Source organism: Halogeometricum sp. CBA1124 (genome assembly GCF_009741955.1).
GTDB classification, from domain to species: domain Archaea; phylum Halobacteriota; class Halobacteria; order Halobacteriales; family Haloferacaceae; genus Halogeometricum; species Halogeometricum rufum.
Genome location: NZ_WPCD01000104.1, coordinates 1 through 12,656, shown reverse-complemented (window position 1 = coordinate 12,656; position 12,656 = coordinate 1). Strand labels below are relative to the sequence as shown.

Here is a 12,656-nt window from a genome sequence, read left to right as displayed (position 1 = left end):
GGTCCGTCGCCCGAATCGCCTCGCGAACCACGTCGACGCGGTTCGGCGACGACGACCCCCCGCCCATCGCCCGTTCGCCCGCCGACGCGACTTCGTCGGCGTCGAGGCCCGACGCTTCGAGGTACTCCTCGTCGTCGACGCCGGACTCGGCGACCGACTCCTCCATCTCCGAGACGTGCGCCGTCTCGGCGAACGCCTCGCTGTCGCCGTGCTTCTTCGCGAGGAGGGCGGCGCGGGCCTGTCTGGCCGCTTCGCGGTCCTCCGTCTCGATGAACGTCCGCAGTTTCTTCGTCTGGTGCGTCCGCCCGCACCGCGGACAGTTGGCCGTCTTCGACTGTCTCGGGTCGGTGAGCAGCCACATGCTGCCGCACTCGGTACACCCGACCACCGCGTACATACGCTCGCTTCCGCGTCGTCGGATTTGAACCTTGGCACCGGGCGTACGTTTATACCGGGTCGGGCGCCAACTCTGCATGGAACGCGTCTCCACCGACTCGGTCGAAGCGGTCGAAGCCGTCCCGGACGCCACCTCTCGGTCCTCGCCGGGAGCGACCGGATGAACGTCCAGCACTTCCGCATCGAACCGGGGGCGACGGTGCCCGCGCACAGCCACGAACAGGAGCAGGTCGCTACGTCGTCAGCGGCGAACTCACCTTCGTCGTCGGCGAGGACGAGCGGGAAGTCGTCGTCGGCCCGGGCGACTCGTACGCACTCGATGCCGACGAACTGCACGGTGCCGAGAACCGCGGCGACGTCCCAGTCGAGGGCCTCGACGTCTTCAGCCCGCCGCGGCGGATGGCCGACTGGGGCGAGGGACAGTAGCGTCGCTCGCGCGGCGAAAAGAGAGGAAAATTTCGGGCGCGAGAAGCGCTCGTTACGCGAGTTCTTCGATGTCCTCGGAAATCTGCGATTTCCGAGCGCACGAAACGCTCTCTACGAGAGCGTTTCGATGTTCTCGACGACGGCCTCGGCGAACTCGCTCGTGGCGAGTTTGTTGCCGCCCTCGATCTGCCGTTCGAGGTCGTACGTCACGTCGCCCTCGGAGATGGTCTTCTCGACGGCGTCGCGGATGAGCTTCCCGGCGTCCTTCCAGCCCATGTACTCGAACATGAGGCGGCCCGAGAGGATCATCGCCGTCGGGTTCACCTTGTCCTCGCCCGCGTACTTGGGCGCGGACCCGTGGACGGGTTCCGCGAGGCAGAGGCCCTCGCCGAAGTTCGCGCCGGGGGCGATGCCGAGTCCGCCGATCTGCGCGCCGGCGGCGTCGGACATGTAGTCGCCGTTCAGGTTCATCGTCGCGATGACGCTGTACTGGTCGGTCCGCGTCAGGAGCTGCTGGAGCATGTTGTCGGCGATGCGGTCCTTGACGACGACCTTGTCGTCGGGCTGCTCGCCGTCGTACTCCTCCCAGAGTTCGTCCTCGGTGATGGTCTCCTCGGCGAACTCCTCCTCTGCGAGTTCGTAGCCCCAGTCACGGAACGCGCCCTCGGTGAACTTCATGATGTTGCCCTTGTGGACGAGGGTGACCGAGTCGCGGTCGTTCTCGATGGCGTACTCGATGGCCTCGCGGACCAGTCGCTTCGTCCCGAACTCGGTGATGGGCTTGATGCCGATGCCGATGGGGCCGTCGTGCATCACGTCGTCCTCGCCCATCTCGTCCTCGACGAACTCCTTGACCTGCTGGACCTCGTCGCTACCGGCCTCCCACTCGATGCCGGCGTACACGTCCTCGGTGTTCTCGCGGAACGTGACCATGTCCATCGCCGAGGGGTTCTTCACGGGCGACGGGACGCCGTCGAGGTGGTACGTCGGTCGGACGTTCGCGTAGAGGTCGAGCTTCTTTCGGAGCGCGACGTTGAGCGAGCGGAAGCCCGCGCCGACGGGCGTGGTGAGCGGACCTTTGATGGCGACGCGGTGGTCCTTGATGGCCTGCACCGTGTCCTCGGGCAGGTTCTCGTCGTACTTCTCGCGGGCGGACTCGCCCGCGTACACGCGGAGCCACTCGATGGAGCGACCGGTCGCATCCGCGGCGGCGTCGAGTACCTTCTGGGCGGCCGGACCGACGTCCGTGCCGATGCCGTCACCGTGGATGATGGGGATAATCGGGTTGTCGGGAACCGACAGCTCGCCCGTCTCCTCGTCGGCGAGCGTGATCTTCTCCCCGTTCTCGGGAACTTCGATCTGGTCGTAGCTCATGAACAGACGGGTGTTCCCGGACCGGCGGTAAAGTATTGCCGTTATCGTTCAGGACGGCAAGTCTTGGATTTCCCGGCGAACGTGGCCGCTTCGTCCCCTCGCGGCCGTTCGGGTGAACGCGACTTCCGCCGATACGGCCGCCGACTCGCGGCAGGCGACGGCGGGTGTCGGTGCCGTTTTGCGCTCCCCGTTCGTCGCCGACGACATGCGAGTCATCGTTCACGGCGGGGCGGGCGGCGTCCCGGACGACCCGGAACCCAGACAGGAGACGGTGGACCACGCGGCGGCGACTGGCGCGTCCCGGGCTGACCCGGTCGACGCCGTCGAAGCGGCCATCCGCATCATGGAGTCGGACCCGGCGTTCAACGCCGGCGTCGGCGGGGCGGTCCAGTCCGACGGACGGGTGCGGACGGACGCGGGCGTGATGACGAGTGCCCGCGAGACGGGTGCCGTCGCGGGCATGCCGGGCGTCGAGCACGCCGTCTCCGCCGCCCGCGCGTGATGGAGGAGACGCCGCACGTCTTCGTCGCGGGCGAACCGGCGGTGGACGTGGCCGCCGACTTCGGCGTCGAGACCGGAGTGGACCTCTTCACCGACGAGACGAGGCAGCGCTGGGACGAGGCGGACCCGCCGGCGGGGTCGCCGCGCGACCACCTGTCGTGGCTCGACGACAAGTTCGGGCAGTCGAGCGCAACCGCCTCGAACGACGCGGACCTCTCGGACCACGACACCGTCGGGGCCGTCGCCTTCGACGGGGAGGCGTTCGCCGCCGCCACCTCCACCGGCGGGCGGTGGTTCGCCCTCGCCGGCCGCGTCGGCGACGTGCCGCAGGTCGGGTCCGGGTTCTACGCCGCGCCCGCGGGGGCCGCCTCCGCGACGGGCGCGGGCGAGGACATCGCCAAGACCACGCTCACCCGCCGCGCGGTCCGCCACCTCGAACGCGGCGAGGACGCCCAGTCGGCCGCCGACCTGGCCATCGAGGAGTTCGGAGAACTCACGGGCTCCGGCGCGGGCGTCATCGTCGCCGGTCGCGAGGGCGTCGGGAGCGCGTTCAACACCGACGGCATGCAGACGGGCGTCGCCGAACGGTAGGTCGAGCGCCTGCCGCGGGCCACGAACTTACCCGTCGTCGCGCCGTAGCGTCGGCCGATGACCTCCAAGTGGACTGCCGACGACGTCCCCGACTGCTCGGGGAAGACGATGGTCGTGACCGGCGCGAACAGCGGACTCGGCTACGAGGCGACGCGAGCGCTGGCGGCGAAGGGCGCACACGTCGTGATGGCGGTCCGGAGTCCCGAACGCGGGCGCGAGGCCGCCCGAGACGTCCGCGAAGCGGTGCCCGACGCCGACCTCACGCTGGCCAGACTCGACCTCGCGGACCTCGACTCCGTCCGCCGGTTCGCCGACTGGTTCCGAGCGGAGTTCGACGACTGCCACGTCCTCGCGAACAACGCCGGCCTGATGGCGATTCCGCGCCGGGAGACCGAACAGGGCTTCGAGATGCAGTTCGGCGTCAACCACCTCGGCCACTTCGCCCTCACCGGCCTCCTCCTCGACACCCTCCGCGACACCGAGGGCGAGACGCGCGTCGTCGCCCAGTCCAGCGGCCTGCACGAGAACGGTGAGATGGACTTTTCGGACCCCATGGGCGAGGAGTCGTACGACAAGTGGGACGCCTACGCCCAGAGCAAACTGGCGAACCTCCTGTTCGCGTACGAACTCCAGCGACGACTGGAACTGGCGGGCGTCGACGACGTGGTGAGCCTCGGCTGTCACCCCGGTTACGCCGACACGAACCTCCAGCGTCGCGGGCCGGAGATGGAGGGATCGTTCGTCCGGAAACTGGGGATGGGGCTCGCGAACCGCGCGTTCGCGCAGAGCGCCGAGATGGGCGCGCTCCCCCTCCTGTACGCCGCCACCGCCGACGACGCCCGCGGCGGGACGTACGTCGGCCCGACCGGCTTCCAGAACATGCGCGGGCACCCTGGCGAGAACGAGTCTAGCGAGGCGTCGCGCGACGAGGACGACGCCCACCGACTGTGGGAACTGTCGGAGCACCTGACCGGCGTGACGTACGGCATCTGAGTCGGCGCGGCCCGGTTCGAGTCCGTGCGGCCCGGTGCGACGCGGAAGGGGGAGGACTGCGGGGTCACGACGCGGGACGGCGACGGCCCGCCGCGGTCGTGTCCCGGCGGGGCACACCCCGGACGCGTGTACGACACCGCGCACGCATCGACGCGGTGGTGGGACGACACCGCGCACGCATCGACGCGGTGGTGTCTTGTACCCGCCCGCCCACGTACCGGACGCATGAGCGACGCCGACTCTCCGGACCGAATCACCGTCTACTCCGACTACGTCTGTCCGTTCTGTTACCTCGGGCGCGAGTCACTGCGACAGTATCAGGCGACCCGCGAGGACGAACTCGAAATCGACTGGCACCCGTTCGACCTGCGCAGTCAGAAGCGGAACCCCGACGGCACCATCGACCACTCGGTGGACGACGGCAAGGACGACGACTACTACGAACAGGCCAAGGAGAACGTCCGTCGCCTCCAGGAGAAGTACGACGTGGAGATGGACCTCGACATCGCCACCGACGTGGATTCGCTGCCCGCGCAGGTGGTCTCCTACTACGTGAAGGAGCACTACGACTACGAGACGTGGCTGGCGTTCGACGAGGCGGTGTTCGACGCCCTCTGGCAGGACGGCGCGGACATCGGCGACGAAGCGGTACTCGTCGAACTCGCCGCGGACGCCGGCGTCGCGGGCGAGGAGGTCCGGTCGGCGCTCTCGGACGAGGCCCTCCGCGAGGAGGTCCGGCGGACGTTCGGCGAGGCGAGACAGCAGGGCGTGACCGGCGTGCCGACGTTCGCCTACGACGGGTACGGCGCCCGCGGCGCGGTGCCGCCCGAGCATCTGAAGCGGTTAGTCGAAGGGACGTAGCACGCGCCGGCGTCTCGCCTGCGGTTCAGCCCTCGGTCTCGTCTCTGAGTTCGGTGCGACGAATCTTGCCCGTGACCGTCTTCGGCAGTTCGTCGCGGAACTCGATCTCTCGCGGGTACTCGTGGGCGGAGAGTTCGGTCTTCACGTGGTTCTTGATGTCCTCCTTCAACTCCTCGGACGGTTCGGTCCCCTCGCTGAGGACGACGTACGCCTTGACGATGTTGCCGCGTTCGCGGTGGGGTTTGGGGACGACGGCTGACTCCGCGACGGCCTCGTGTTCGCCGAGCGCGCTCTCCACCTCGAACGGGCCGATGCGGTAGCCCGACGAGAGGATGACGTCGTCGGCGCGGCCCTCGAACCAGAAGTAGCCGTCCTCGTCCTTGTACGCGAGGTCACCGGAGAGATACCACTCGCCGCTGGGACCGTCCACGAAACAGTCGGCCGTCTGCTCGGGCTTGTTCCAGTACTCCGCGAAGAAGCACGGGTAGTCGCCGCGTTCGGCTATCTCGCCGGTCTCGCCCGGGTCGAGCACCTCGCCGGTGTCGGGGTCGACGATGTCGGCTTCGATGCCGGGGAGCGGCTTCCCCATCGACCCCGGCTTGAGGTCCATCGTCGGGTAGTTGTTGATTATCATGTTCCCCGTCTCCGTCTGCCCGTACGTGTCGAGGATGGTGACGCCGAGTGTCTCGCGACCCCACTCGACGACGCCGGCGCTGAGCGGTTCGCCGATGGAGAGCGCGTGCCGCAGGTCCACGTCGGCGTCGGCCAGCAGTTCGTCTCGCTCCCGGAGCATCCGGTACGCCGTCGGGACCGAGAACAGGACGTCGACGGGGTACTCGTCGAGCAGTTCGACCCACGCCTCGGGGTCGAACTCGCCCTCGTAGGTGAACAGCGACGCGCCCCAGAACCACGCGCCCAGCGTGTTTATCGCGCCGGTCAGCCAGCCCAGGTCGCCGGTGCTCCAGTAGAGGTCGCCGGGTTGCAGGTCCACGGCGTACTGCTGCGTCGCCGCGACGCCGGCTATCCAGCGCTGCTTGTGGAGGACGCCCTTCGCCAACCCCGTCGTCCCCGAGGTGTAGTAGAGGAGCGCGTCGTCCTCGCCGCCGGTGTCGGCGGCGTCGTACGTCGTGCTCGCGCCGTCGAGCGCGGGGCCGAACGCGATATCGTCGACGGGCGCGCCGCCGCCGCGGTCCACGGTGACGACGTGTTCGACCGACGGCGCGTCCGTCAGCGCCTCGGCCACCGTGTCGCGGTTGTCGGTCGTGGTGACGACGACGCTGGCGTCGCAGTCGTCGAGGCGGTAGGAGATGCCGTCGGGACCGAACCGCTCGTTGACGCTCCCCCAGACCGCGCCGTGTTTGAGCGTCCCGACGAGGGCGACGTAGTGTTCGGGGATGCGCGGCATGTACGAGAAGACGCGGTCGCCGCGTTCGACGCCGAGTTCCGCCAGGACGTTGGCGAACTGGCTCGACCGGTCGGCCAACTCCCAGAACGTCGTCTTCGTCAGTTCGCCGTCGGTGCCGACCTGGTAGAGGGCGACCTTCTCGCGGTCCTCGGCGTGCCGGTCGACCGTCTCGTGCGCGACGTTCAGTCGCTCGGGTGCGTCCCAGTCAGCCTCGGCGTACACGTCGTCCCACGAGAACGACTCCCGCGTCGCGTCGTAGTCGGTCAGGTTGTGGCCGTTCGACATACGGGTCGACCGACAGCCGTGACGAACATAATCTTCCCTTATGATTGGCTGAATCTATCGGAGGGAATAATCGTCGACCCGCGCCGCCGGCGGGCGTCCGCCCCAGCGTAGAAACCGCTCCGGCACCAACGACCGGTATGAGCGACACCGTCCGGTGTTGGCTGGTCGAACGGGGCTACAACGACCGCGACCTGGTCATCCTGACGTACGCGACGCCCGAGGGCGACCGGGTGTTCAGGAACGAGTTGGCCGCGCAGGTCATCGACACGAAGACGGTCACCGCCGCGAAGGACGTCGACCCCGGGAATCTCGAACCGGTCGCGGACCCCGAGACGCGCGACCGCTACGCGGCCGAGGCCGACCGAGTCGCGAGCGACCACGACCCCGACGACGAAATCTGAGGTCGACGACGCGTCCCCTTTTTACGCTCGCGGTCCCGAGAGTGAACCACTCCGAATGTCGGCCCCCGCCTCCGAACCCGCCGATGCGACCGACCCCGCGGACGCCGAACCCGGTGCCGCTGGTTCCGACGCCGCCGGCCCCGACGACGACGCGGACCAACCGTCGGGCCTCCGCGTCAGGCTCCGGTCGCTGTGGCGACTCCTCGTCGTCGTCCGCGCGTTCCTCCCCCTGTTCGTGGGGATGGCGCGCGACAGGCGCCGGTTCCTCCTGTTCGGCCGTCGCCGCCGCCCCGACTCGACGACGCGGCGGCGGCGGGCGACGTCCCTCCGCGACAGCCTCGTCTCCCTCGGCCCGACGTTCATCAAACTGGGGCAGATTCTCTCGACGCGGCCGGACGCCCTCCCCGGCGAGTACGTCGACGTCCTCTCGTCGTTGCAGGACGAGGTGCCGCCGGACGACTGGGAGACGGTCCGTCCCCGCGTCGAGGCGGAACTCGGCCCCGTCGACGAGGTGTTCGACCGCTTCGACCGCGAACCGATAAGCGGGGCGAGTCTCGGGCAGGTGTACACCGCCGTCGCCGACGGCGAGGAGGTGGCCGTCAAGGTGCTCCGCCCCGACATCCGCCGCGTCGTGGCGGCGGACCTGCGCGTCGTCGAGACGCTGATGCCCGTCCTCCTGTTCTTCGCCCACCCCGGCCAGCGCTTCACGTTCGAGAACCTCGCCGACGAGTTCGCCGACACAATCCACGAGGAGATGGACTACGACCACGAGGCGCGGATGCTCCGCGAAATCGGGGCCAACTTCGCGGACGACCCGAAGATTCGTGTCCCCGACCCCGTCGACGCCTACTCGACGCGGAACGTCCTCACGATGGAGTACGTCGAGGGCGTCAAGATAGACCGCGTGCGGGAGTTAGACCGACTCGGAATCGACCGCGAGGCACTCGCCCGCCGCCTCGAACGGACGTACATCCAGATGATTCTCGAAGACGGCGCGTTCCACGCCGACCCCCACCCCGGCAACCTCGCCGTCCAGTCGGACGGCACGCTCGTCTTCTACGACTTCGGCATGACCGGTCGCGTGGACGCCGCGACGCGGGACCACATGTACGACTTCTACGTCGGCGTCGCGCGCGACGACATCGACCGGGTGATAGACGCTTTCGTCGCCATGGAGGCGCTGGACCCCGCGGCCGACCGGGAACTGATGCGCGAGACGTTCGCCGTCGCCATCGAGACGCTCCGCGGGCAGGACGTCGACCAGTACCGCGTCCAGCAGTTGGTGTCGCAGTTCGAGGAGACGCTGTACGACTTCCCGCTCAGACTGCCGCAGGACCTCGCGCTCGTCGTCCGCGTCTCGACGGTGCTGGAGGGCGTCTGCCGGACGCTCGTCCCCGAGTTCGACTTCGTGGATGAGGTGACCGACTACGTGAGAGAGCGCGGGATGGGCGGCGAGGAGGACGAACCCTCGATGGGCGAGCGGTTCGCCCGCGAGACGGTCGAAGAGGCGGGCGAACAGGTGCAGGAGACGGCGCGGACGCTCCTGTCGGTGCCGCCGAAACTGAACTCGGTGCTCGGGCTGGTCGAACGCGAGAACGTCCGGGTGAACGTCGTCCTCGACGACTCGGACGCGCTCTCGGCGTTCGGCCGCAAGGTCGTCTCGGGCATCCTCCTCGGCGGGAACCTCCTCGCCGTCGCCCTGCTGTACGCGCTGGAGAATCAGCTGACCGCGGGCGTCGTCGCCCTCGGCGTCGTCCCACTGGCGTTCCTCCTCTACCGGACGTTCCGCCGCAAACGCGGCGTGCGCGTCCGCGGCGACCCGCAGTTCACGAGGCAGGGACTCCGCGCCCGCCGCGGAGAGGCCCCCGGCGGCGAGGACGGCGACTGACTACTCGCCCTCGGCCGTCGCCGCGCCGGCCCCGTCGCCCTCGTCTTCGACCGCCGCGGGGTCCTCGCCCGTCGGCGTCGCGCCGAGCCACTGGTCGGCCCAGCAGTTTATCTCCTCGAACACCGGGGCCAGCGACTCCCCCTTCGACGTGAGCGAGTAGTACGTCGCCACGGGCGCGTCCTCCTCCAGTCGCCGGGAGACGAACCCGAGTTCCTGCAGGTCGTCGAGGACGCGCGAGAGCGTCCGCGAACTCGACCCCGTCGAACGCTTGAGTTCGTTGAAGCGCTTCTCGCCGTCCTGCAGGTCGTGGAGGACGATGAGTCGCCACTGGGAGCCGATCTGCTGGATGGAGTCGATGACGCCGCACGCTTCCTCGCTGTATCTCTCGTCGTCGTCGTCCGGGGACATTGATGTCACGTGGTGACTCGTACGTCCGGGAACCTACATATGGTTTCGGTTCCGTACTAAGTATCAGAGTGAAACCGGCGAGAGCCGGCCTCGACACCCCATGAACACCGAAGGCATCCACCACGTGACGGCCGTCGCGGGCGACCCGAGCGAGAACGTCCGGTTCTACACCGACGTGCTCGGACTCCGCCTCGTCAAGCGAACGGTCAACTTCGACGACACGCACACCTACCACCTCTACTACGGCGACGAGACGGGGTCGCCCGGCACGGCGCTGACGTTCTTCCCGTTCGGCGAGGGCCGCCCCGGCCGGTCCGGCCGCGGACAGGCCGTCGCGACGGCGTTCGCCGTCCCCGAGGGGAGTCTCGACTACTGGCGGGAGCGACTCGAATCGCACGGCGTGACCGTCGACGACGTCGAGACGCGGTTCGGCGCGGACGTCCTCCCGTTCGCGGACGGCGACGGCCAACCCCTCGAACTGGTCGAGAGCGAGTCCGCCGTCGACCCGTGGGCGGACGGCCCCGTCCCCGTCGACGCCGCGGTTCGCGGCTTCCACGGCGTGACGCTCCAGTCGGCCCGACCCGACGCGACCGGTCGCGTCCTCGGACTCCTCGGCCTCGAACGGACCGCGGAGACGGCCGACCGCGTGCGCTACGTCGCCCCCGGTGACCGGGCGACGGTCGTGGACCTCCTGACCCGCGAGTCGCCGCGCGGCCGCCCCGGCGTCGGCACCGTCCACCACGTCGCGTTCCGCGTGCCCGACGCGGAGACGCAGATGGCGTGGCGCGAGACGCTCTCGGAGGCCGGCCAGCACGTCACGCCGCAGAAGGACCGTCAGTACTTCCAGTCTATCTACTTCCGCGAACCCGGCGGCGTCCTGTTCGAGATAGCCACCGACGGTCCCGGTTTCACCGCCGACGAGTCCGTCGAGTCGCTCGGGTCGGAGCTCAAACTCCCGTCGTGGCTGGAAGACGACCGCGAGGAGATTCGGGCGAACCTGCCCCCACTCGACGCCGTCACGGAGGAGGCGGCCGACTGATGGCCGACGCCGACCCGCACGCCGACCAGCCGATTCTGACCGCCGGCGCCGACCCCGAGGACGCCGACGCCGCCGTCGTCCTCGTCCACGGCCGCGGCGCGACTGCCCGCGGGATGCTCCAGTTCGCCGACGAGTTCGGTCGCGAGGGCGTCCACTACGTCGCCCCGCAGGCGGCGCGCGGTACGTGGTACCCGAACCCGTTCATGGCCCCCCGGGAGTCGAACGCCCCGTTCTACGAGTCGGCGCTGGCGCACCTCGCCCGCGCCGTCGAACGCGCCCGCGAGACGACCGGTCTGCCGGCAGAGAAACTCCTGCTGACGGGGTTCTCGCAGGGGGCGTGTCTCCTCTCGTCGTACGCGGCGCTGAACCCCCGCCGCTACGGCGGCGTCGTCCTCCTCTCCGGCGGGTTCGTCGGCCCCGAGGGGGAGACGTTCCACTTCGAGGGGTCGTTCGACGGCACGCCCGTCATGCTCGGCGTCAGCGACGACGACCCGCACATCCCCGTCTCGCGCGCGAGGAGACGGTGGCCGAGTTCGAACGGATGGGTGCCGACGTTCGGTTCGACGTGTACGAGGGCCGCGGTCACGGCATCTTCCCCGAGGAAGTGGAGTTCCTGCGAACCCTCGTCGGCCGCCTGCTCGGCGAGTAATCCGCGGCGTTCACGCCCGCGTTCTTCCCGTTCCGCCCGTCGACCGAGGAATTATCAACACTCGAAATAGTTGTGTGGTCGATGACGATAACGGGCCAACGGTTCAACGGGGACGCGGAGGTGCTACACCGGACCGCCGTCCGGACACCGCTCCCGGGCGAGGACGCCGAACGCCTGTTCCACGAGAACATGATGCGCGTCGCGGACGCCAGAGAGCGGAAGGCGGACCTGCTCGCGGACCCCGACGTCCCGTTACTGGCGGCCTACGAGGCGGAGTTCGACCGGGTCGCCGAGAGCTTCCGCCGGCGACTCCGGCAGTTCGCGGGCGACGACTACGAGTCCGTCGCCGTCGCCTACAGCCGCGGTGAGCGGGACGACCGAATCGGCGCGCTCGCCGCCTACTACTTCGAGGGGCTCTGGCGGATACAGCAGCGCACTACCGTCACCGACGTGCTGTTCTTTCCCATCATCCTCCGGTACCCCGACAGCTTCACGGTGAACGCTCGCTTCGCGAGCGGATACCGGACGACGGAGTCGGTCCGCTACGAGTCGCCGGAACACGACGCCACGGACCTCGACCCCGAACACGCCGAGGCGTACCACGCGGAGAGCCAGTACAGCCAGCGGCGAGCGGCCGAATACGTCCGCGAGACGGCACAGATCATCCGCGAGGAGTTCCCCGACCCCGACGAGACGCCGTTCGAGGAGCGACGGTACGGCGGTATCGTCTCCGCCGAGGGGAGGCAGGGAACGCGCTTCTCGGCGATGCTGACGCGCGTCGAACCCGACCCGGAGCGCTTCGACGACCCGGTCGGCGAACCGACGCTGGTCGCGGAGGGACCGGAGGCCGAACGGACCGAGGCGGAACTGCTCCTCGACGGCGACGTCGTCCTCTGAGACGGAGGGTCTGGCGGCGCTCTCCCACATAAACGTCGGGGGCCAGTCGTCCGGTCGGCGACGGGCGGCGGAGGTTGAAGTGACGCACCGACGACACACGGACGAGATGGACGACACAGACAGCCTCCACGACGCCGCCCTCCGACGCCGCGCGTTCGCGTCCGCCGCCGTCACCGGTCTCGCCGGACTGGCGGGGTGTACGGGAACGGTCCGGCCGTTCGTCGGGAAGCGCGAGACGACGACGGACGCCGCGACGGGCGTGCAGTCGCTGGTCGTCGCGGCCGACGTCGGCGACGTGACGGTCACGCCGAACGCCGACCTGTCGGCCGGCGCGGTCCGCGCGCACGTCACGAAGCGCTCCTCGTCGCTCCTGCGTTCGCTCTCGTCGGCGACGTTCTCGCTGACGACGACGGACGGCCGGGCCGAGGCGCGCGTCCGGACCGAGGACGGCGTCGTCAGACTCGGGCCGACGCCGAACGTCCGACTCCGCATCGAGGCGCACCCGTCCGTCGCCGTCGCGGCCCCCCTCCTCCGCGACTGTC

10 protein-coding genes and 4 pseudogenes are annotated in these 12,656 nt (G+C 69.3%); 10 read left to right on the top strand and 4 right to left on the bottom strand.

Annotation, left to right across the window (positions count from 1 at the left end; all coding sequences use genetic code 11):
- The coding region (locus GJ632_RS12930) for a DUF5817 domain-containing protein (protein WP_191453181.1) at nucleotides 1-397 on the bottom strand (397 nt) is incomplete at its 3' end.
- 76 nt (nucleotides 398-473) lie between these two features.
- Between GJ632_RS12930 and GJ632_RS12925 the strand changes: the two are divergent.
- Nucleotides 474-822 (top strand): annotated as a pseudogene (locus GJ632_RS12925) (cupin domain-containing protein).
- Between the two features lie 111 nt (nucleotides 823-933).
- Here GJ632_RS12925 and icd read toward each other — a convergent pair.
- The gene (gene icd, locus GJ632_RS12920; RefSeq protein WP_191453180.1) at nucleotides 934-2,196 is read right to left on the bottom strand and encodes an isocitrate dehydrogenase (NADP(+)); all 1,263 of its coding nucleotides are present in this window, start codon (nucleotides 2,194-2,196) and stop codon (nucleotides 934-936) included.
- A 205-nt stretch (nucleotides 2,197-2,401) separates the two neighbouring features.
- Here icd and GJ632_RS12915 point away from each other — a divergent pair.
- The 3 genes and pseudogenes from GJ632_RS12915 to GJ632_RS12905 all read left to right on the top strand — a co-directional run bounded on the left by GJ632_RS12915 (nucleotide 2,402) and on the right by GJ632_RS12905 (nucleotide 5,142).
- Nucleotides 2,402-3,288: pseudogene (locus GJ632_RS12915) on the top strand (isoaspartyl peptidase/L-asparaginase).
- Nucleotides 3,289-3,345: 57 nt separating this feature from the next.
- Nucleotides 3,346-4,281, top strand: coding sequence for an oxidoreductase (locus GJ632_RS12910; protein ID WP_089808216.1), 936 nt, complete (start codon nucleotides 3,346-3,348; stop codon nucleotides 4,279-4,281).
- A gap of 225 nt (nucleotides 4,282-4,506) precedes the next feature.
- Nucleotides 4,507-5,142, top strand: a complete 636-nt coding sequence (locus tag GJ632_RS12905) for a DsbA family protein (RefSeq protein WP_089809221.1) — start codon at nucleotides 4,507-4,509, stop codon at nucleotides 5,140-5,142.
- A gap of 25 nt (nucleotides 5,143-5,167) precedes the next feature.
- On the opposite strand, the gene GJ632_RS12900 is transcribed toward GJ632_RS12905, so the two are convergent.
- Nucleotides 5,168-6,832 carry an acyl-CoA synthetase gene (locus GJ632_RS12900; protein ID WP_191453179.1) on the bottom strand — a complete coding sequence of 555 codons (1,665 nt, stop codon included), beginning with the start codon at nucleotides 6,830-6,832 and terminating at the stop codon, nucleotides 5,168-5,170.
- A gap of 137 nt (nucleotides 6,833-6,969) precedes the next feature.
- Between GJ632_RS12900 and GJ632_RS12895 the strand changes: the two genes are divergently transcribed.
- Together GJ632_RS12895 and GJ632_RS12890 are read left to right on the top strand one after the other, a co-directional pair.
- Nucleotides 6,970-7,233, top strand: coding sequence for a hypothetical protein (locus tag GJ632_RS12895; RefSeq protein WP_089808212.1), 264 nt, complete (start codon nucleotides 6,970-6,972; stop codon nucleotides 7,231-7,233).
- Between the two features lie 55 nt (nucleotides 7,234-7,288).
- Complete coding sequence (locus GJ632_RS12890; RefSeq protein WP_191453178.1) at nucleotides 7,289-9,121, top strand: AarF/ABC1/UbiB kinase family protein; 1,833 nt, start codon at nucleotides 7,289-7,291, stop codon at nucleotides 9,119-9,121.
- Here the strand turns inward: GJ632_RS12890 and GJ632_RS12885 are convergent, their stop codons facing one another.
- Nucleotides 9,122-9,529, bottom strand: a complete 408-nt coding sequence (locus GJ632_RS12885; RefSeq protein ID WP_089808208.1) for a helix-turn-helix domain-containing protein — start codon at nucleotides 9,527-9,529, stop codon at nucleotides 9,122-9,124.
- Between the two features lie 100 nt (nucleotides 9,530-9,629).
- Between GJ632_RS12885 and GJ632_RS12880 the strand changes: the two genes are divergently transcribed.
- The 4 genes and pseudogenes from GJ632_RS12880 to GJ632_RS12865 form a co-directional block, all read left to right on the top strand.
- Nucleotides 9,630-10,568, top strand: a complete 939-nt coding sequence (locus GJ632_RS12880; RefSeq protein WP_191453177.1) for a ring-cleaving dioxygenase — start codon at nucleotides 9,630-9,632, stop codon at nucleotides 10,566-10,568.
- Nucleotides 10,568-11,217, top strand: a pseudogene (locus GJ632_RS12875) (alpha/beta hydrolase). The gene GJ632_RS12880 and the pseudogene GJ632_RS12875 overlap by 1 nt, the downstream one beginning before the upstream one ends.
- A gap of 81 nt (nucleotides 11,218-11,298) precedes the next feature.
- The gene (locus GJ632_RS12870) at nucleotides 11,299-12,114 is read left to right on the top strand and encodes a hypothetical protein (RefSeq protein WP_191453176.1); all 816 of its coding nucleotides are present in this window, start codon (nucleotides 11,299-11,301) and stop codon (nucleotides 12,112-12,114) included.
- Between the two features lie 106 nt (nucleotides 12,115-12,220).
- Nucleotides 12,221-12,656 (top strand): annotated as a pseudogene (locus GJ632_RS12865) (hypothetical protein); the annotation flags it as partial.